Source organism: Kosakonia oryzendophytica, from assembly GCF_027886705.1.
GTDB classification, from domain to species: Bacteria; Pseudomonadota; Gammaproteobacteria; order Enterobacterales; family Enterobacteriaceae; genus Kosakonia; species Kosakonia oryzendophytica.
The window spans coordinates 2,008,559-2,027,230 of record NZ_CP115659.1 but is presented as its reverse complement, the minus strand read 5'-3'; the positions used below and the strand labels follow the sequence as shown (position 1 = coordinate 2,027,230).

The following is an 18,672-nucleotide window of genomic DNA, read 5'->3' as shown; positions in this document are numbered from 1 at the left end:
AGCGGCGTTAACTGTCTGTTGTCCGTGGATATTCGCTCTATGTTGCTACAGAGCCCTTAATGTTTCAACGAGTAGAAGATCTTTTCTGCCAGTCCCTGGGAGATGCCCGGCACTTTTGCAATTTCTTCAATACTGGCGTTAAGTAACCCTTGCAAACCGCCCATATACTTCAGCAACATCTGGCGGCGTTTTGGGCCCACACCTTCTATGGTCTCCAGCGTACTGGTATTTTTCACTTTCGCACGTTTTTTCCGGTGCCCGCTGATCGCATGATCGTGTGATTCATCGCGAATATGCTGGATAACATGCAACGCAGGAGAATCCGGCGGCAGGCTGAAGCCCTCGCCTTCCGGTTCGAAGAACAGCGTCTCCAGCCCGGCTTTACGATCGGCCCCCTTCGCTACCCCTAACAGCAAGGGTTTATGCTTGTCCCAGGGAACGTCAAGCTCGGCAAAAACCGCTTTCGCCTGCCCCAGTTGCCCTTTGCCGCCATCGATTAAAATCACATCCGGGATTTTACTCTCCTCAATGGCCTTACCATAGCGGCGGCGCAGTACCTGGTTCATTGCAGCATAATCATCCCCAGGGGTGATCCCGGTAATGTTATAGCGGCGATACTCTGCACGTAGCGGGCCATTGGCATCAAACACCACGCAGGACGCAATCGTCTGTTCTCCCATGGTATGACTGATATCAAAGCACTCCATACGTTTAACCTCTGACAGCTCCAGTACGCTGGCCAGCGCAGCAAGACGTTGATGAACCGTGGACTGTTGCGAAAGTTTGGTGCTGAGCGCCGTTGCTGCGTTGGTGCGCGCCAGCTTCAGATAACGGGCACGATCGCCACGCGGTTTTGTCTGCACATTAATGCGTCGCCCGGCCAGCTCCGACAGCGAGTCGCTGAGCAGCGTTTTATCGCTCAGATTAAAATCCAGCAGGATCTCACCAGGCAACGTACGCATCTGGCTTCCCTGCAAATAGAACTGGCCGACAAAGGTTTCGACCACTTCACCCAGTTCCGTACCTCCAGGCACTTTCGGGAAGTAGCTGCGACTCCCCAGCACTTTTCCCTGCCGGATAAACAACACATGAACACAGGCCATACCTGCATCAAACGCGACGCCAATCACATCCAGGTCATCGCCCGTATTGGATACAAACTGTTTTTCTGTCACACGGCGTACCGCCTGGATCTGATCGCGAATACGAGCGGCTTCTTCAAACTCCAGCGCCTGGCTGGCTTTTTCCATACGCGCGATAAGCTGCGTCAGCACCTGGTCGTCTTTGCCCGCCAGGAACATGCGCACATAATCCACCTGTTGCGCATACTCCTCTTCACTCACTAACCCGGCAACGCATGGCCCAAGGCAACGGCCAATTTGATATTGCAAACACGGGCGTGAACGGTTGCGATAAACACTATTTTCACACTGGCGCACCGGGAAAATTTTCTGTAAGAGCGCCAGGGTTTCACGCACTGCATAACCGTTCGGGAAAGGGCCGAAATATTCTCCTTTGGCGTGTTTCGCCCCGCGGTGCATCGCCAGGCGTGGGTGCGTATCCGCGCTAAGAAAAATAAAGGGATAGGATTTGTCATCACGCAGCAGCACGTTATAACGAGGCTGGTACAACTTGATGTAGTTATGTTCAAGCAGCAGCGCTTCCGTTTCCGTGTGCGTAACGGTCACATCAATTTGCTGGATCTGCGCGACCAGCGCTTCAGTCTTGCGCGACGCCAGGTTGCTGCGAAAATAGCTGGAAAGCCGTTTTTTCAGGTCTTTCGCTTTACCTACATAGATAACGGTACCGCCGGTATCATACATACGATAGACACCGGGTTTACTGGTAACCGTTTTAAGAAATGATTTCGAATCAAAAACTTCAGTCACTGACTTGTTAACGTCTCCGCATTGCACAAACCATGGCGAATGGCAAGGTGCGTCAATTCGACGTCACCGTGAATGTTCAGTTTACTGAACATCCGGTAGCGATAGCTGTTCACCGTTTTCGGACTTAGATGTAACTGTTCCGAGATCTCATTGACCTTCTGGCCTCTTGTGATCATCAGCATAATCTGCAATTCGCGCTCAGACAAAGTGGAGAATGGCGAGTCTGTTTTTTCGGGTTCGATTTGGCTAAGCGCCATTTGCTGCGCGATATCAGAGGCGATGTAACGCTGACCGGAATGGACAGATCGGATAGCATTAACCACTTCCTGTGGTGCTGCGCCTTTACTGAGGTAGCCCGCTGCGCCAGCCTGCATCACTTTGGCAGGCAGAGGATTTTCGGTGTGGACCGTGAGCATAATGACTTTGGTGTCGACATTGCCGCGCGCGATTTTGCGCGTGGCTTCAAGACCGCCAATGCCGGGCATGTTCATATCCATCAATACAACATCAACGGAATTGGCGCGACACCATTTGATGGCGTCCTCACCACAACAGGCCTCGCCTGTGACTCTTATGCCCTTAATATCTTCGAGAATGCGTCGTATCCCTGCGCGCACCAGTTCATGGTCATCAACAAGTAGTACGTTGATCAAAGGAGTATCTCCGGAATTAGGGATAACGCTGCTGAAAACTAATTCACCGTATATTAGCTTTTTTTTACCTAACAGTGAACGACTAAAAACAGTGGCGACTGGATTTCGCTCTCGTTTCTGGAAATTAGAGTAGCAAAAAGCGGAAACTTTTCTTCCGCCCTCAAGCGCAGCGGGAAAAAACTTAAACACCAATTTTCATAAAGTTACCAAAAAATCGTTTTTCTGCTATCGATAATTATCCCGAATGATTTGTAACAACAATTAACTCTGACTAAACCTGTAGTAAACATATATTTTCGGACAAACCAAAAACTGTGTGTTTTTAATGCATCAGCAGTTTAATTTAATAAACCAGCCAACAACGATCAAAAAACAACCACTGCTATCTTTTGCCGGCCTTATGGTATACTCCGCCGCTTTGACAGTGATCGTCGCGCAGTTGCGCGGCAACGTAATGAGGAAAATAAATTGAGCACACCGGATTTTTCCACTGCTGATAATGCAAAGGAACTGGCACTGGAGGTTTCCTGCCTGAAATCATTGATGACACTGATGCTGCAGGCAATGGGTCAGGCTGACGCAGGCCGCGTCATCCTTAAAATGGAAAAGCAAATCGACCAGATGGAAGATGAAACGCAGGCGGCCGTGTTTTCCAGCACTGTTAAGCAGATTAAACAAGCTTATCGCCAGTAATAGAAACGGCTGCCCGGGTAACCTGGCAGCCGCTTATGTCTGGTGCGCAGAAATCAAATCATCCCGGTCGCCGCTGCATAGCAAGCTATCTGCGTTTTATTCGGTGCATTGAATTTCTTCTGCATGTTTTTCTGATGGAAATTGACCGTATTTTCGGAAATAGACAAGATCATCGCGATTTCCGCTGACGTTTTCCCTTCCGCCGTCCACTTCAGTATTTCTCTTTCTCGTTTACTGAATTTCATCTCAGGCGCCATCACCATCTCGTTTTCCAGACGGGTGAGCATGAGCAAACTCATCTGCACCAGCGTTTGCAGGCGCATCTCAATTTCGTCGTCTGCCATCATCTTGCCAAACACATTATTACGAGAAACAGACAGAAAGCCCATGGCGTGATTCGGTAACATCAGACATTGAGATATCCCTTTGCGCAAACCATGATCGCGCGCGGCATCCCATAGCGTCATCGCATCGTGAAAAAGCTTATCACTCCAGGGCAAATGACCCTGAATGAAATTCTCCGCTTTCAGCACCGGATCAATGGCGAAGTAATTCTCCGCCTGATAGTGCGACATCCACGCCTGCGGATACGTACTTTCAACGCTAATCTTTGGCCGTGTAAACGGCACCGGATGACGTACGCAAAGCGCAAAATAATCAAATTCCAGCTGCTGCGTCTGGCGCTGCAACTCCGAATAAATCTCTTCTGCCGTTGTCATCTCCTGAAAACGTGACATGACTTCACGCCGCCAGGTAAAAAAATCTTTCTCCTGCATACCGACCGGTAATACCCCTGAGTTTTAATAATCATTATTTTGTATACAACAAACTAACACATAAAACTTAATTATGAATATAAAATATCGGGATATCTGGAAATAAATTGGATTTATTGACGGGTTTTACGACATCATCAGGAAGGAAAAACCACCTGTTTTTTCAGGCACAATGCGGGGCGGCATTAATATGTCCTTATATTCTGTATGCGTTAATCCACCGCCAGCAAATTTAACTTAAGTAAACTCATTGCCATTCAATGAAATGCACGGGTGGAATCGCGCGCTTATTACCGTAACAGAAATTTTTCCAGAAACTGACGCGTACGTGGCTGCTGCGGTTCGCTGAATAGCGCTTTCGCGGCCCCCTCTTCCACAATCCGCCCTTGATCCATAAAAATGGCCCGGTCGGCCACATCGCGCGCAAAACTCATCTCATGGGTGACGATCACCATGGTACGTTTTTCCTGCGCCAGTTGGCGAATGGCGGTCAGAACCTCCCCAACCAGTTCTGGATCCAGCGCGGATGTAGGCTCATCAAACAGCAGGACATCCGGGCGCATCGCCAGCGCACGGGCAATCGCCACGCGCTGCTGTTGCCCACCGGATAACCGCCGTGGATAGCTCATCTCTTTACCGCTTAAACCCACCTTTGCCAATAGCTCACGGGCGCGCGCGGTCGCTTCCGCTTTTGGCTCACCCTTGACAATCACCGGCCCTTCAATGATGTTCTCCAGCACGGTACGGTGTGGAAACAGATTGAAGTTCTGAAAGACAAAACCCACATGCTGGCGCAACTGGCGTATCGCCGTCTTTTGGTGGCTGATGGCGTGAGCGGTATCAATGGTAATGTTCCCCACGCGGATCGTGCCGTTATCGGGTTGCTCCAGCAAATTAATACTGCGCAACAAGGTCGTTTTACCGGAGCCGCTCGGGCCGATAATCACCACCACCTCCCCCTCTTGCACCTCAAGATTGATGCCGTGCAGCACCGTCTGACCATGAAACGTTTTCACCAGATTTCTGATTTCGATCGTACTCATTTTGTCTCGCGCTCCGGCCGATTGAGCTGATGTTCAAAATAGTTTTGCAGCGTGGAAAGGAGCGTCGCCATCACCCAATAGATCAGTGAGGCGGCAAGATACATCGTAAACACTTCCAGCGTACGAGAGGTGATAAGTTGCGCCTGACGAAACAGTTCCGGCACCTGAATGGTCGCCGCCAGAGAGGTGTCTTTCACCAGACTAATAAAACTGTTACTCAGGGGCGGTAATGCAACACGCGCGGCTTGAGGAAGAATGGCCCGACGTAGTCTCTGCCAGCGCGTCATGCCAATACTGGCCGCGGCCTCCCACTGCCCTTTATCGATAGCCGTGATCGCCGCACGCAGGGTCTCGGCGGCATAGGCAGCGGTGTTGAGCGACAGGCCAATCATCGCCGAGGGAACCGGATCCAGTTCAATACCAAACTGAGGTAGCCCGTAGTAAATCATAAACAACTGGGCAATAAGCGGCGTGCCACGAAAAATGGAGATATAGAAGCGGGCGAGCCAACGTACGGCTAACAGTGGCGACATGCGCATCAACGCCAGCACAAATCCCAGTAACAACCCAAAAAACATCCCGCCGATGCTCAGTTGCAGCGTAAACACCGCCCCCTTTAACAGATACGGGGCGGAATCGATGACCAGTTGCAGACTCTCTTGCATTATGCGCACTCTGCCCGTGAGTTAAACATGTGGATGGTAGGCAAATAGCGCGGGCGCCCCGCCGGTATGCACAAAAAGAATGGGGCCGTTATCCTTAAAGCGCTTCTGCTCTATGCCGTCCAGCAACCCGGCCATCGCCTTCCCGGTGTACACCGGATCGAGCAAAATACCTTCCAGACGCGCCAGCAGTTTTACTGCCTCCATGCCGTCGTCATTTGGCATGCCGTAGCCCGGCGCAAAGTAGTCATCCCACAGCAAAATATCGGCCGTGGCCTGAACCTCCAGTTCACGTGCAATCGCCTGCTGTAATGTCACTACCTTTGGCTTTTGATCGGCAACGCTTCGGGAAATCGTCACACCAATCAGCTCAACCTCTGGCATCAGCTGTTCCAGGCCGACAGCCAGTCCGGCATGCGTCCCCGCGCTGCCAGACGCCACCACTACAGAGGAAAGACCCACCGCCCCTTCGCACTGTTGGGCAATCTCCAGCGCACTTTCCACATACCCCATGGCACCCAGCGCATTAGAGCCGCCAACGGGGATGACATAGGGACGGAACCCCTGGGCTTCAAGACGTGTCGCTAGCTCATCCAGTTGCGCGACGGGATCGTTCAGCGCCTCGCACATTTCGATTTGCGCAGAAAACAGATCCAGCAATAAGCGGTTACCGTTGCTCAGGTAATTCTCCGCCATCGTCCCAATCGGGTTTTCCAGTAACGCCACACAGTGCAGCCCCAATTTTGCCGCCACCGCCGCTGTCTGGCGCACATGGTTGGACTGGATCGCACCCGCCGTCACCAGCGTATCCGCCCCTTCACGTAATGCATCGGCAGCCAGAAACTCCAGTTTGCGCAGCTTATTCCCGCCCATGGCGACAGGTGTCACATCATCACGTTTGATAAAAATCTCGCGCCCAACGTAGTCGGAAAGACGTGGCAGGTACTCCAGTGGCGTGGGTGCGCCAATCAATTCCAGGCGCGGAAAGCGGGTCAAATTGTGCAGTGGCATAAAACCTCCGGATACCGGAAAACGATGAATGTTAATTTTTATTATGCACCCTAAAACTGATGAAATAAAAAAGGCGCTTGATTAAGCGCCTTTTTTTGCGGGCAACGGTTACTTCGTCACATCCGCGCCAAACCATTTTTCCGACAGTGCTTTTAAGGAGCCGTCTTTTTGCATTTCTGCGATAGCCGTATCAATTGCCTTTACCAGGTCATCATTGTCTTTGCGCACCGCAACGCCAGCTTCCTGACGGGAGAACGCATCCCCCGCCACGGCGAGCGTGTCTTTCGTTTTTTTCACCAGATCGAGTGCCGCCAGGCGATCGACCAGAATGGCGTCGATGCGGCCAACGCGCAGATCCTGATATTTTGTCGGGTCATCATCATAGGTGCGAATATCAACACCCTGAACATTCTGACGCAGCCACTCTTCATAGTTAGTGCCCAGACCGACGCCCACTTTCTTACCTTTCAGGTCAGCGGCTGAGTGAATATCCGCTTCGTGACCTTTTTTTACCAGCGCCTGAATGCCGGAGACCGTATAGGGCGTGGAGAAGTCATATTTTTTCTTACGCTCATCGGTGATGGTCACCTGGTTAATGACCACGTCGATGCGTTTAGAATCCAGCGACGCCAGCATGCCGTCCCATTTGGTAGGTTTCAGCGTGGCTTTCACGCCCAGGTGTTGCGCCAGCGCGTCGGCGAACTCCACTTCAAACCCCGTCAGTTTGCCATCATCACCCTGGAAACTGAACGGCGGGTAGGTGCCTTCCAGACCGACTAACAATGTACCGCGCTCTTTAACTTTGCTGAGCAAGTTTTCTGACGCGAAGGTTTTCGCGCTCATCCCGGCCACCAGCGCGACAGCCATCATGCCCATCAGTGCCTGACGTCCCAAAAGTGCTAGTTTCATAGTCACCCCGATTAAGAATTTGACTGTAGTGTGCTGTGCCTGACGGTAAGCTCAAGCACGGCCCGGCTACATGTTATTCTTTTTCAATATATATCAGTTACTGCGCCGACAGCGACTTTTTGCACTGCCGTGAAGCGCATCTGCGCCTTAAATTGCGCGTATTTGCGCAACGCAATCCGATAATTGTTGGTGCTGGTCGCGGGTAACCAGGGCTCCAGATTTTCGTCGAGGAAGCCTTCTTCAAGTAATTGACGGGAAATATTAAGTTCGCTGAGGTGATTCCCCAGCCGGCGCAGGCGAACAACGTACTCGCGCACGGTACCGTGGCTCATTTCCGTTTGTTCGAAAAGATATTGTTTAAAACCGATGATATCAAAGAAATCGCTCTGCTCTTTGCAATGCAAATCGCCGCAGAAACGACACAACGCAACCCACTCTTTCTGCTCCTGTTGCCAGGCCGCTTCATCCAACAACGTATCGAGGCGCGAAATCGCGATTTTATTGACGATTTCGCCCCGACGTACCAGTGTGATGCGATCAAGCAACTTGTGACAATGAGCGCAATGCGTCTGGCTGTGTTTAAAGTCTTTTAGGTAGCGGCTTAAAGGCCGTCTTTTAGGTTGCTGCACCGTCATGATAACTCCTGGTTGTCAATGCGTTGTACGGCATTTCTCCAGGAGGCGATGCAGGATCACCAACCTATAACTTACCCAGCTTGGTACGTAAGCGCTTAATGGCCTGACTATGGAGCTGACTGACCCGAGATTCCCCTACTTCCAGAACAGCGCCAATCTCTTTGAGATTGAGCTCTTCCTGATAGTAAAGCGTTAATACCAGTTGTTCACGTTCCGGGAGCGATTCGATTGCTTCCATCACCCGGTGACGCAAATTACTTTCCATTAACTGGAATAACGGGTTTTCCTGTTGATGATCATCCGTCACCAGCTCGATACTGTCGCCATGCTCTTCCCGCCACTCATCGTAGGAAAAAAGCTGACTATTGTTCGTATCGAGCAACATTTGACGGTATTCCTCTACAGGAATGCCAAGACGCTGCGACACTTCTGTTTCCGACGCGTTACGCCCCAGTTCTTGCTCAAGTTGCCCCATCGCCTGCGCCACTTCGCGGGCATTACGCCGGACGCTTCGCGGCACCCAGTCACGGCTGCGCAATTCGTCCAGCATCGCCCCACGAATACGCTGCACTGCGTAAGTGGTAAATGCCGTTCCTTGCAGGGCGTCATAGCGGTCTACTGCATTCAGTAGCCCGATTCCGCCCGCCTGTAGCAGGTCGTCCAGTTCCACGCTCGCCGGCAAACGCACCTGCAGGCGCAATGCTTCGTGACGCACCAGCGGAACATAACGCTGCCATAGCGAGTGTTTATCCATTACACCTTCAGCGGTATAGAGTGAATTCACGATAAACAGCCCTGCGTTAATTGAGTTATCGGCATGATTATCCGATTCTGGAGTGGTTTTAATCGGATGAATAATGGGTGAAATGGGGGGTTATTTGCATTAATAAAAGAATCGCAGTGAACTCAATGGATCTAAAAATGAAGAAACATCGAATAATCAATGCGGTAAATGAACAATGCTAAAAAGCTTCATTTTTCACATTTACATTGAAAATGTCGCTCCGGCATTGTCGCTGTTATTAACGAACCGCCCCAAACCTCTTTACCCTAATTGAAATTTTAGCTGCTGACCAACGTTTCTGCACGTTTCTATCCGCTAATAAGCGAGAGAAAATGATGGTTATTCGCACCCTGACAGCCCCCCCAGGTCATTTACATTAAGGCATTGATCCCGACTGTCTCTTTTGCACCCGCGCGAGACTCGCCGACGCAAGCAGGATGGTCAGGCATACGGGCGGTCATGCCCTGAAATATCGCACTTCGAGGATACGATGAAACTGGCAATCTATGGTGCAGGCGGGCTGGGTAGAGAAGTTCTCGAACTGGCAAAACAGATCAACGCCGCCCACCCGCGCTGGGACGCATTCTGCTTTGTCGATGACTTACATGCTGACAGGCAGCTCAAAGGCCACCCGGTTGTCACGCTGGAGAGTCTGACCGCGAATGACTATGAAGTGGTGATCGCCGTGGGCGAACCGGCTTTACGCCGGAAGCTGGCAGATAAAGCCCGCACCGCCGGTTTTACCTTGCCAGTGTTGGTGCATCCGGGAGCGCAAGTGAGCACAGATGTGACCTTTCATGAAGGTTGTGTGGTCTGTTACGGCACCTTTATCTCTTGCGACACGGTGATTGGGCGTAATGTGCACCTGCAACCCAACGCCAGCCTCGGCCATGACTGCCAGATCGGAGACGACTGCGTCATTTCTTCTTATGCCAATCTGGCGGGTCAGTGCCAGGTGGGGCCGCGCACATTTATTGGTATGAACGCGGTCGTTCGCGAATGCACCGTCATCGGAGAAGACGCCATCATCAGTATGGGCGCGGCGGTATTTGCCAATATCGCCGCCGGTGTCATTGCCATGGGTAACCCGGCAAGAGCGATTCGCGCAAACGATGACAAAAAAGTCTTTCGTTGAGCAACCTATTCCACCGCGCGGTCATCAGCGATAGCGCGGCACAGATATTACTGAAATTTCCACGCGATTCTGGAGAAACACGATGTCAAATTTAGCAACCTATAACCGTATCTTTGTCGAAACCTTTGAAGTGGATGAGGCGATCCTTGCCGGGTATAAATACCAGGATACGCCGTCCTGGGACTCCGTTGGTCACATGACGATGATTGCCTCTCTGGAAGACGCTTTCGACATCATGATGGATACCGATGACATCATCGAATTTTCTTCCTGGGAAAAAGGCAAAGAGATCCTGAAGAAATACGACGTTGAACTTCAGGACTAAGCCATGTTGCTGAAAGCGAAAACCGCCGTTATCACCGGTTGCCTGCAGGGTATCGGCAAGGCAACGCTGGAAACCTTCGCCAGAGCGGGCGCGAATGTTTTCGCCTGTTGTCAGGCGGAAACCCCGGAATTTACCCAGTTTATCGCGCAGCTTAGCGCCGACTATCAGGTCGAGATCGTCCCGGTTTACTTCGATCTGAGCGACAACGACGCAATAAAACAGGCGGCGATGACGATCCAGAAAGCGAAAAAACCGGTGGATATTCTGGTGAATATCGCCGGTGCAAATTTTGATGCCAACTTCCAGATGGTGACACTGGAGCAGTTGCAAAAAACCTTCACCATCAACTTCTTCTCGCAAATCGCCTTTACCCAGTACATCGCCCGTCTGATGCTGCGCCAGAAAAAAGGCAGCATCATTAATATCTCCAGCATTTCGGCGCTGGACGGTAATCCAGGCCAACTGGCCTACGCCAGTGCTAAAGCGGCGTGGATTGCGGCGACCAAGACCATGTCTGCTGAATTAGGGCCACAAGGCGTTCGCGTCAATGCCGTAGCGCCTGGCGTCATCAGCACGGCGATGACGGCCTCCCTTTCTGAAGAGGTGATGGCGCGACAAATGTCACGCTGCGAGCTGAAGCGTCCTGGACTCGCTGAAGAAGTCGCCAACACGCTGTTGTGGCTGGCGTCAGACGCATCCAGTTACACCACAGGCCAGGTCATCCGCGTTGATGGCGGCATGGGTTGAGGAAATAAACATGTTGATGCAAGGAAAAACAGTACTGATCACCGGCTGTCGTCGCGGTATGGGACGCGCCATGGTGGAGGTGTTTGCTGCCAGTGGGGCGAACATATACGCCCACGCGCGTGAAGCCGATGAGGCATTTACGCAGGAAATGGAACAGATCGCCGCACAGCATGATGTGCAAATCTGGCCGCTCGGCTTTGACATGACCGACTACGACGCCATGAAACTGGCGGTCAAGCGCATTATGTCCGACAAGCGCCCGTTGGATGCCGTGGTGAATAACGCAGGCATCACGCTGAACAGCCTGTTCCAGATGACCAGCGAAGCGCAGCTGCGCGCCCAGTTTGAAGTGAACTTCTTCTCGGTCTACCTCTTTACCCAGTACATCGCCAAACTGATGACCCGCCATCAACATGGCAGCATCATCAATATTGCTTCCACTGCCGGTGAAGACGGTAATCCGGGCAAATCAGCGTACGGCGCATCAAAGGCCGCGCTGATTGCCATGACCAAATCCATTGCCGCTGAACTGGGTGAGAAAGGTATTCGCGCCAACTGCATCGCGCCAGGGATCACCGATACCGAGATGCTGCTCACCATGCCGGCGCAAGTGGTTGAAGATGCCAAAAACGGCGCAGACTTACGCCGTGCCGGCGAACCGGCGGAAATCGCACAGGCGGCGTTGTTCCTCGCCAGCGATCTCTCCAGCTATATCACAGGCCAGACAATTCGCGTGGATGGTGGTCTCAAATGACGCAAAAAATTCAGGATGCGGCCCGACGCATTCGTACCCGTATCGTCAATGTGGCGCACCACGCGCCGAGCGATGGAGTACACGTCTCCCCTGCTCTGTCGATGACCGACATTCTGAGTACGCTGTATGGCAGCGTCATGCGTTATGACCCACAGAACATCACCCGCCGCGAACGCGACCAGTTTATTCTGAGCAAAGGTCATGCCGCACTGGGGCTGTACGCCACATTGTGCGAGTACGGCATTATCAGCGAAGCGCAGCTCAACGAGTTTGAGATCAACGGATCAGTGTTGCAGGTGCATCCGACCAAACACCCGGAGTACGGCATCGACTTCTCCGGTGGCAGCCTGGCGCAAGGGCTCTCCTTCGCCACCGGGCTGGCGCTGGGGCGCCGTCTGAAAGGCGAAACATGGCAGACCTATGTGCTGGTCGGCGATGGGGAGTGCAACGAAGGGGCCATCTGGGAGTGTGCCTTTATGGCCGCACACCACAACATTGACAACCTGACGTTAATTGTCGATCGCAACGGCCTGCAATCCGATGGTTTTACCCGTGACGTAATGTCAATGGATCTCGAAGCACTGTGGCGCGCCTGTCATTGGGAAACCGTCGTTTGCGATGGCCACGATATTGCCGCGTTGCAGACTGCTTTCAACGCTCCGCATCAGGGGAAACCGAAGGTGATCATCGCCAATACGGTGAAAGGCAAAGGCGTATCGTTTATGGAAAACAATAAAGAGTTCCACCGCAATCGCATCTCTGCTCAGCAGTTAACCGATGCGCTGGGGGAACTGAATGGGGGCCAGCATGATTGAGTTCAAACCCGCCGCAATTCGCTCCTGGGCAATGCTCGGCTCACGCGGCACCTTTGGCATGACGCTGCTGGAACTCGCACACGATAACGATCGTATTGTCGCCCTGTCCGGCGACCTGTGTAAATCGTCCGGCCTCGATCGCTTTAGCACCACGTACCCGGAACGTTTTTTCAACACGGGCATTGCCGAACAGAACATGATCGGCGTTGCAGCCGGGCTGGCGGCAAGCGGCTATGTGCCTTTCGCCACCTCGTTTCCTAACTTTCTGACGCTGCGCGCCGCAGAGCAGGTACGCCTGAATCTTGGCTATATGCAGGAAAACGTCAAACTGGTTGGCCTGGCGTCCGGTCTGGCGACCGGAATGTTTGGTGCCACGCATCACGGTATTGAAGAGCTGGCAATGCTCCGATCCGTCTCCAATATTGCCATTTTTTCCCCGGCGGACTGCACTGCAACCGTCAAAATGACCCAGGCTGCACTCGAGTATGATGGCCCGGTCTATCTGCGTCTCACTGGCGGTATGCGTGCGCCCATTGTTTACAAAGAGGATTTTGAACTGATCCCCGGCAAAGCCATCACCTTACGTGAAGGCAACGATATTGCCATTATTGCCACCGGCAGTATGGTGCATGTTGCCCTGACCAGCGCCGGGCAACTGGCCGATCGGGGGATTGATGCCGCCGTTATTGATATGCACACCCTAAAACCCCTTGATGAAGCCGCTATTGCAGCACATCTGGGGAAAAAGCTGCTGGTGACCATTGAAGAGCACAGCATAATTGGCGGTCTCGGCAGCGCCGTAGCGGAATACGTTAGCGCACAATCACAACGCCCCAGACAATTAACCCTTGGTATTCCACAAGGTTATCCGCACGCCGGTGACTATGGCTGGATGCTGGAACAAAGTGGTCTGACGGTGGAAAACCTTACAGCACAGGTCATGGACGCACTGCAATGAATGCTTTTTGGCACACACACCAGCACCCGGCTTCACAGCTGGCGCTGAAAGACGATCGCGGCATAAGCCTCAGCTACGGTGAACTGACCGCCCGCGTTGACGAACTGGCGCAGCGTATTCCTTCTCGCGCGCTGGTTTTTATTTTTTGCCATAACCAGGTGGAGACCGTTATTGGTTATCTTGCCTGCCTGAAACAGGACGCCGTCGCGTTATTGCTGGACAACGCACTGGATACCACCCTCGCGCAGCAGTTGATCGATACCTATCGCCCGTCGTTTCTCTGGCAGCCGCAAGACGGCTGTTATCAGTTGCACGCCACCGGGTTAACGCCATGGGCACTCCATGATTCTCTGGCCCTGCTGATGACGACGTCCGGCTCAACCGGTAGCCCGAAACTGGTGCGCCTGAGCAAACGCAACCTGCAAAGTAACGCCGCCAGCATTGCGCAATATCTGCAAATTGATCGCCATGAGCGTGGACTGGTGAGTCTGCCAGTGAACTATGTTTACGGCCTCTCCATCATCAACAGCCACCTTTATGCCGGGGGCAGTCTGCTGTTGACCGGGCACAGCGTGATGCAGCGTGAGTTGTGGGATTTTGTCCGTACGGAACGCGCCAGCTCCTTCGCCGGGGTGCCTTATACCTGGGAGATGCTGCGTAAACTGCGGTTTATGCGCATGGATCTGCCGGATTTACGCACCCTCACCCAGGCAGGGGGTAAACTTGCCCCCGCATTGCAGCAGGAATACACCGAATTCGCCGCCCAACAGGGTAAACGCTTTATCGTGATGTACGGCGCAGCGGAAGCCACCTCGCGCATGGCCTGGTTGCCGCCGGAAGATGCCGCCACTCGTTACGGTTTTATCGGCAAACCGATCCCTGGCGGCGAATTCCTGCTGCTGGGGGATGATAACCAGCCGGTGACCACGCCTGGAACGCACGGCGAGCTGATCTATCATGGCGAAAACGTGGCTCTGGGCTATGCCGAACGCGGCGAAGATCTTGCCCTGGGCGATGACTTTGCTGGTCGGTTGCATACCGGAGATATCGCCACGGTCGACAGCGACGGGTTCTACCGTATTGTCGGGCGTAAAAAACGTTTCCTGAAAATTTTCGGTAACCGCGTGGGGCTGGACGAAATGGAAGCGCTACTCAAAACGGCGTTCCCGGATACGACCATCGCCTGCGATGGCCGCGATGACTTGCTGTGCATCTTTATTACCGATGCGTCGCTCGCAACAGCAGCCAAACAATATGCGGCAGACATCAGCAAACTTCACGCGTCGGCATTTCGCGTTATTCCCCTCGCCGAGATCCCCAAAAACCCGGCAGGTAAGACGCTCTATCATAAGCTGAAAGATTATGTCCCTGCCGTTTAACGAGATCCTCAATATTGCGCCCTACTCGCTGGCCCGGGAGGAAAAGCGAGCGATGTTGCTGGCGCGTTTGCAAGCGTTAACCGCGCACCACTACGACCGCTGCGACGCCTACCGCGGCATGCTCGATGCACAGTCCGTGAATCCGGCATCGATTGTTGCGCTGGAGGATGTCCCTTTTCTGCCTGTCTCACTGTTTAAATCGCTGGCGCTGAAAAGTATTCCCGATGAGGACGTGGTCAAAACTATGACCTCGTCCGGCACCACTGGTCAGCAGGTGTCGCGTATTTTTCTCGATAAAACCACCGCCTCTTACCAGCAAAAAGTGCTGGTGAAGATTGTCAGCCAGTTCACGGGCGCCAGCCGCTTGCCGATGCTGGTTATCGACTCCCCGGATGTGCTGAAAGACCGGCTGCAATTTTCCGCTCGCGGCGCGGGCATTCTTGGCTTCTCACTGTTTGGTGCCGATCGCGCCTGGGCACTGGATGAAAATATGGCGTTGAATATTCCGGTGATTGAAGCCTTCCTGGAAAAACACCAGGGTAAACGCATCCTGCTGTTCGGCTTCACCTTTATGGTCTGGCAGCATTTTTATAAAGCGCAGGCGGCCAGTGGTAAAAAGCTGGCGCTGGACAATGCGCTGCTGATCCACGGCGGCGGCTGGAAAAAGTTGCAGCATGAAGCGGTTTCACCAGCGGACTTCGCCCGCCGGTTGCAGGATGTCTGCGGCTTACCCGCTGTGCATGATTATTACGGCATGGTTGAACAAACCGGCTGTATCTATATGCAGTGCGAGCAGGGCCACCTGCACGCGTCGATCTTCTCGGATGTGATTATTCGCAACCCACAGAATTTCGCCTGCGCGCCCGTCGGCCAGCCGGGGATTATTCAGGTGCTGTCGTTGTTACCCGAATCTTATCCAGGCCACGCCTTGCTGACCGAAGATGAGGGGGTATTACTGGGCGAAGATGATTGCCCATGTGGGCGCAAAGGCAAATATTTCCGGATCCTTGGTCGGCTTAAAAAAGCCGAATTACGCGGGTGTAGCGACACATATGCAGCTGAGTTTTAACGATCTGACCTTCATTCTGGGCAACGAAGCACAGTTACGGGCGATGCCGGAACAGGCAACGTATCCTGCCTTTGCCCCGGAAATTCTGGCGCTGTTGCACACGTTTTCCCGACTGACATTACAAGACGCAGAGGCGAAAGCCTGGCCGGATGTGGTAAGTCTGGGTTTCTGGTGCCGGGAAGCCTCGCTGGCGCAAATGCAGGCAACCTACGGCGATCTGCCCAACCGCTATGGCCGCGGTGTGGTTTTTCATATCGCACCGGGGAATGTTGCGGCTAACTTCGCTTATTCGTTATTGACTGGCCTGCTGACCGGCAATGCCAATATTGTCCGTTTACCGGGGCGCGACCACCCGCAAGTGGCGATCATTGTGCGCCTGCTGGCTGCCGCATTAGCGCAACATCCGGCACTGGCGCCGTATATCTGCCTGCTGCGTTATGAACGACAGCAGTCGATCAATGACGCTCTTTCGGCGCTGTGCGATACCCGCATTATCTGGGGTGGCGATGAAACCATCGCGCAGATCCGTCGCTCGCCGCTAAAACCGCGCGCGCGGGAGATCGCCTTTGCCGACCGCTATTCCATTGCCGCCATTGATGCGGACAGCTATCTGGCGCACGTGGATAAAGATAAGCTGGCGCGGGCGTTCTTTAATGACACCCTGCTCAATGACCAGAACGCCTGTTCTTCTCCCTCGCTGGTGGTCTGGCTGGGAAAAGAGACGCAGGCCGCACGGGAATGCTTCTGGCAACACTTTCATGCCTTTGCTGCGCGCTTTTACACGCTGGAGCCGGTTGCGGCAGTCAATAAATTGACGCGGCTTTGTCTGCTGGGCGCAACGTGGCCCGGTGTGAAAAAGGTTTCCGCAGATGACAACCTGCTGGTGCGTATTGAACTGCCTGAGGTGAATAGCGCAGTGATGGATTTACGCGGTAACTGTGGCTTTTTCCTCGAGTATGTCGCCGAATCGCTGGATGACATCGTGCCGGTATGCGGTGAGCGCTGCCAGACGCTGGCGACATTTGGCATTGAGAATGCCGTGGTGACTGAATGGCTGGCGGCGCGCCGACCACAGGGCATTGACCGCGTGGTGCCGTTTGGTCGCACACTGGATTTTACCCTGCAATGGGATGGTTATGATCTGGTTGCCATGCTGACGCGTACCGTCGCCATCGGTTAATCGCTGGTGGGCAAAAAAAACGCCGGATGACCGGCGTTTTTTTCAGGCAACGTGGCGAACGGGTTTACCGGACTTTTTTGTTTTTTGCGCATGCCGACGGATGATATCAATCACCCGCAGCTGATCGGCTTGCGTCAAATCCGGGTAGATTGGCAGGCAAAGGATTTGCTCAGCAATCGCGTTGGCGACCGGTAAATGATCCACTGAAGCGGTCGCTAAATGGCGGTACATGGCAAAGGAGCTGATGAGCGGGTAAAAATAGCGGCGCGAGTAGATCCCTTCCGCTTTCAGCGCATCGTACAACCCATCACGCGTGAGCGGATAGTCACTGTCCACCAGCACCGGATAATAGGCATGGTTCCAGTCAAACCGCCCGGCGGCGTCAAACCAGCTAATGCCCGGAATACCCTGCAACCCTTCACAGTAACGTTGATAAATCGTCGAACGGGCAGCCAATGCGCCGTCGATATATTTCAGTTGTAACAGCCCAAACGCCGCTTCCATCTCGTTCATTTTGGCGTTGATCCCCGGCGCGACGACGCGGGTCTCCCCGGCAAAACCAAAGTTTTTCAGATAATCAATACGCTGCTTGGTGCGGGCATCGTGGCAAATGATCGCGCCCCCCTCGAAGGTGTTGAACACTTTCGTGGCATGGAAACTGAGCACCGACAAATCGCCATGGTTGAGAATGCTGACGCCATCTTTACGCACGCCAAATGCATGCGCCGCGTCGTAAATCACTTTCAGCCCGTAAACATCGGCAATCTGCTGAATGCGCTCGACATCGCAAGGAATGCCATAGCAATGGACCGGCATGATGGCAGTAGTCTGCGGAGTGATCAGCTCTTCAATGCGTTCCGGACTAATATTAAATGTCTGCGGGTCGATATCGGCGAAGACGGGTGTCAGGCCATTCCACAACAGGGTATGGGAGGTGGCGACAAACGAATAAGGCGTGGTGATCACCTCGCCGGTGACGCGCAACGCTTGCAGCGCGGTCAATAACGCCAGCGTACCGTTGGAAAAGAGGCACACGTGTTTTACGCCCAGGTAGTTCGCCAGCTCCTCTTCAAGTTGCTGGTGAAAAGCGCCACCGTTAGTCAGGATGCGATTTTGCCAAATCTTCTCCATGTAGGGCATGAACTCCTCAAGAGGAGGCAAAAGCGGACTCGTGACAAAGATGTTATCGCCCATATGCAGACCTGCACGTTAATCAATGAGTCATTGCATGATAACGAGGGGACGGATTTGCTTA

At 53.2% G+C, this 18,672-nt stretch carries 21 protein-coding genes; 11 read left to right on the top strand and 10 right to left on the bottom strand.

The features are described 5' to 3' along the window. Positions 1-56: 56 nt before the first annotated feature. On the bottom strand, positions 57-1,889 hold the full coding sequence (gene uvrC, locus O9K67_RS09800) for an excinuclease ABC subunit UvrC (RefSeq protein WP_061494328.1): 1,833 nt from the start codon (positions 1,887-1,889) through the stop codon (positions 57-59). Then, positions 1,886-2,542, bottom strand: coding sequence for a UvrY/SirA/GacA family response regulator transcription factor (gene uvrY / locus O9K67_RS09795; RefSeq protein WP_061494327.1), 657 nt, complete (start codon positions 2,540-2,542; stop codon positions 1,886-1,888). The genes uvrC and uvrY overlap by 4 nt, the downstream gene beginning before the upstream one ends. Before the next feature lie 325 nt (positions 2,543-2,867). On the opposite strand from uvrY, the gene O9K67_RS24820 reads away from it, so the two are divergent. Together O9K67_RS24820 and O9K67_RS09790 are read left to right on the top strand one after the other, a co-directional pair. Next, a complete protein-coding gene (locus tag O9K67_RS24820) occupies positions 2,868-3,014 on the top strand; it encodes a hypothetical protein (protein ID WP_456298816.1) in 147 nt (48 codons plus the stop codon). Next, a complete protein-coding gene (locus tag O9K67_RS09790) occupies positions 3,011-3,235 on the top strand; it encodes a DUF2594 family protein (protein ID WP_061494326.1) in 225 nt (74 codons plus the stop codon). The genes O9K67_RS24820 and O9K67_RS09790 overlap by 4 nt, the downstream gene beginning before the upstream one ends. Positions 3,236-3,288: 53 nt before the next feature. On the opposite strand, the gene sdiA is transcribed toward O9K67_RS09790, so the two are convergent. The 7 genes from sdiA to O9K67_RS09755 form a co-directional block, all read right to left on the bottom strand. Then, positions 3,289-4,011 (bottom strand): transcriptional regulator SdiA, encoded by a 723-nt coding sequence (gene sdiA / locus O9K67_RS09785; protein WP_061494325.1) that lies wholly within the window; start codon positions 4,009-4,011, stop codon positions 3,289-3,291. A 290-nt stretch (positions 4,012-4,301) separates the two neighbouring features. Then, positions 4,302-5,054, bottom strand: a complete 753-nt coding sequence (gene tcyN / locus O9K67_RS09780; protein ID WP_061494324.1) for an L-cystine ABC transporter ATP-binding protein TcyN — start codon at positions 5,052-5,054, stop codon at positions 4,302-4,304. Beyond that, positions 5,051-5,719, bottom strand: a complete 669-nt coding sequence (gene tcyL, locus O9K67_RS09775) for a cystine ABC transporter permease (protein ID WP_061494323.1) — start codon at positions 5,717-5,719, stop codon at positions 5,051-5,053. The genes tcyN and tcyL overlap by 4 nt, the downstream gene beginning before the upstream one ends. Positions 5,720-5,740: 21 nt before the next feature. Beyond that, on the bottom strand, positions 5,741-6,727 hold the full coding sequence (gene dcyD / locus O9K67_RS09770) for a D-cysteine desulfhydrase (RefSeq protein ID WP_061494322.1): 987 nt from the start codon (positions 6,725-6,727) through the stop codon (positions 5,741-5,743). A gap of 108 nt (positions 6,728-6,835) precedes the next feature. After that, positions 6,836-7,636 carry a cystine ABC transporter substrate-binding protein gene (gene tcyJ / locus O9K67_RS09765; RefSeq protein WP_061494321.1) on the bottom strand — a complete coding sequence of 267 codons (801 nt, stop codon included), beginning with the start codon at positions 7,634-7,636 and terminating at the stop codon, positions 6,836-6,838. 83 nt (positions 7,637-7,719) lie between these two features. Further along, positions 7,720-8,271, bottom strand: a complete 552-nt coding sequence (fliZ, locus tag O9K67_RS09760; protein WP_061494320.1) for a flagella biosynthesis regulatory protein FliZ — start codon at positions 8,269-8,271, stop codon at positions 7,720-7,722. 64 nt (positions 8,272-8,335) lie between these two features. Beyond that, positions 8,336-9,055 carry an RNA polymerase sigma factor FliA gene (locus O9K67_RS09755; RefSeq protein ID WP_061494319.1) on the bottom strand — a complete coding sequence of 240 codons (720 nt, stop codon included), beginning with the start codon at positions 9,053-9,055 and terminating at the stop codon, positions 8,336-8,338. Positions 9,056-9,545: 490 nt separating this feature from the next. Here O9K67_RS09755 and O9K67_RS09750 point away from each other — a divergent pair, with 490 nt between their 5' ends. The 9 genes from O9K67_RS09750 (at position 9,546) to O9K67_RS09710 (ending at position 17,417) form a co-directional block, all read left to right on the top strand. Continuing rightward, positions 9,546-10,190 (top strand): acetyltransferase, encoded by a 645-nt coding sequence (locus O9K67_RS09750; protein ID WP_061494318.1) that lies wholly within the window; start codon positions 9,546-9,548, stop codon positions 10,188-10,190. 82 nt (positions 10,191-10,272) lie between these two features. After that, positions 10,273-10,515 carry a hypothetical protein gene (locus tag O9K67_RS09745; RefSeq protein WP_061494317.1) on the top strand — a complete coding sequence of 81 codons (243 nt, stop codon included), beginning with the start codon at positions 10,273-10,275 and terminating at the stop codon, positions 10,513-10,515. 3 nt (positions 10,516-10,518) lie between these two features. Further along, positions 10,519-11,262, top strand: a complete 744-nt coding sequence (locus O9K67_RS09740) for an SDR family NAD(P)-dependent oxidoreductase (RefSeq protein ID WP_061494316.1) — start codon at positions 10,519-10,521, stop codon at positions 11,260-11,262. Between the two features lie 10 nt (positions 11,263-11,272). Next, the gene (locus tag O9K67_RS09735; protein WP_061494315.1) at positions 11,273-12,016 is read left to right on the top strand and encodes an SDR family NAD(P)-dependent oxidoreductase; all 744 of its coding nucleotides are present in this window, start codon (positions 11,273-11,275) and stop codon (positions 12,014-12,016) included. After that, complete coding sequence (locus tag O9K67_RS09730) at positions 12,013-12,831, top strand: transketolase (RefSeq protein ID WP_061494314.1); 819 nt, start codon at positions 12,013-12,015, stop codon at positions 12,829-12,831. Before O9K67_RS09735 ends, O9K67_RS09730 begins: the two co-directional genes overlap by 4 nt. Then, a complete protein-coding gene (locus O9K67_RS09725; protein ID WP_061499882.1) occupies positions 12,824-13,789 on the top strand; it encodes a transketolase family protein in 966 nt (321 codons plus the stop codon). The genes O9K67_RS09730 and O9K67_RS09725 overlap by 8 nt, the downstream gene beginning before the upstream one ends. Then, the gene (locus tag O9K67_RS09720; protein ID WP_061494313.1) at positions 13,786-15,168 is read left to right on the top strand and encodes an AMP-binding protein; all 1,383 of its coding nucleotides are present in this window, start codon (positions 13,786-13,788) and stop codon (positions 15,166-15,168) included. The genes O9K67_RS09725 and O9K67_RS09720 overlap by 4 nt, the downstream gene beginning before the upstream one ends. Then, positions 15,152-16,237, top strand: coding sequence for a LuxE/PaaK family acyltransferase (locus O9K67_RS09715; RefSeq protein WP_061494312.1), 1,086 nt, complete (start codon positions 15,152-15,154; stop codon positions 16,235-16,237). The genes O9K67_RS09720 and O9K67_RS09715 overlap by 17 nt, the downstream gene beginning before the upstream one ends. Next, positions 16,221-17,417, top strand: coding sequence for an acyl-CoA reductase (locus O9K67_RS09710; RefSeq protein ID WP_061494311.1), 1,197 nt, complete (start codon positions 16,221-16,223; stop codon positions 17,415-17,417). The genes O9K67_RS09715 and O9K67_RS09710 overlap by 17 nt, the downstream gene beginning before the upstream one ends. A gap of 42 nt (positions 17,418-17,459) precedes the next feature. On the opposite strand, the gene O9K67_RS09705 is transcribed toward O9K67_RS09710, so the two are convergent. Then, the gene (locus tag O9K67_RS09705; RefSeq protein ID WP_061494310.1) at positions 17,460-18,611 is read right to left on the bottom strand and encodes a DegT/DnrJ/EryC1/StrS family aminotransferase; all 1,152 of its coding nucleotides are present in this window, start codon (positions 18,609-18,611) and stop codon (positions 17,460-17,462) included. Positions 18,612-18,672: the final 61 nt, after the last annotated feature.

What these genes read in the sequence shown, in the direction of transcription:
- O9K67_RS24820 (WP_456298816.1), top strand. Translation starts at nt 2,868, where the DNA reads ATGCATCAGCAGTTTAATTTAATAAACCAGCCAACAACGATCAAAAAA.
- sdiA (WP_061494325.1), bottom strand. Translation starts at nt 4,011, where the DNA reads ATGCAGGAGAAAGATTTTTTTACCTGGCGGCGTGAAGTCATGTCACGT.
- tcyN (WP_061494324.1), bottom strand. Translation starts at nt 5,054, where the DNA reads ATGAGTACGATCGAAATCAGAAATCTGGTGAAAACGTTTCATGGTCAG.
- tcyL (WP_061494323.1), bottom strand. Translation starts at nt 5,719, where the DNA reads ATGCAAGAGAGTCTGCAACTGGTCATCGATTCCGCCCCGTATCTGTTA.
- dcyD (WP_061494322.1), bottom strand. Translation starts at nt 6,727, where the DNA reads ATGCCACTGCACAATTTGACCCGCTTTCCGCGCCTGGAATTGATTGGC.
- tcyJ (WP_061494321.1), bottom strand. Translation starts at nt 7,636, where the DNA reads ATGAAACTAGCACTTTTGGGACGTCAGGCACTGATGGGCATGATGGCT.
- fliZ (WP_061494320.1), bottom strand. Translation starts at nt 8,271, where the DNA reads ATGACGGTGCAGCAACCTAAAAGACGGCCTTTAAGCCGCTACCTAAAA.
- O9K67_RS09750 (WP_061494318.1), top strand. Translation starts at nt 9,546, where the DNA reads ATGAAACTGGCAATCTATGGTGCAGGCGGGCTGGGTAGAGAAGTTCTC.
- O9K67_RS09745 (WP_061494317.1), top strand. Translation starts at nt 10,273, where the DNA reads ATGTCAAATTTAGCAACCTATAACCGTATCTTTGTCGAAACCTTTGAA.
- O9K67_RS09740 (WP_061494316.1), top strand. Translation starts at nt 10,519, where the DNA reads ATGTTGCTGAAAGCGAAAACCGCCGTTATCACCGGTTGCCTGCAGGGT.
- O9K67_RS09735 (WP_061494315.1), top strand. Translation starts at nt 11,273, where the DNA reads ATGTTGATGCAAGGAAAAACAGTACTGATCACCGGCTGTCGTCGCGGT.
- O9K67_RS09730 (WP_061494314.1), top strand. Translation starts at nt 12,013, where the DNA reads ATGACGCAAAAAATTCAGGATGCGGCCCGACGCATTCGTACCCGTATC.
- O9K67_RS09725 (WP_061499882.1), top strand. Translation starts at nt 12,824, where the DNA reads ATGATTGAGTTCAAACCCGCCGCAATTCGCTCCTGGGCAATGCTCGGC.
- O9K67_RS09720 (WP_061494313.1), top strand. Translation starts at nt 13,786, where the DNA reads ATGAATGCTTTTTGGCACACACACCAGCACCCGGCTTCACAGCTGGCG.
- O9K67_RS09715 (WP_061494312.1), top strand. Translation starts at nt 15,152, where the DNA reads ATGTCCCTGCCGTTTAACGAGATCCTCAATATTGCGCCCTACTCGCTG.
- O9K67_RS09710 (WP_061494311.1), top strand. Translation starts at nt 16,221, where the DNA reads ATGCAGCTGAGTTTTAACGATCTGACCTTCATTCTGGGCAACGAAGCA.
- O9K67_RS09705 (WP_061494310.1), bottom strand. Translation starts at nt 18,611, where the DNA reads ATGGGCGATAACATCTTTGTCACGAGTCCGCTTTTGCCTCCTCTTGAG.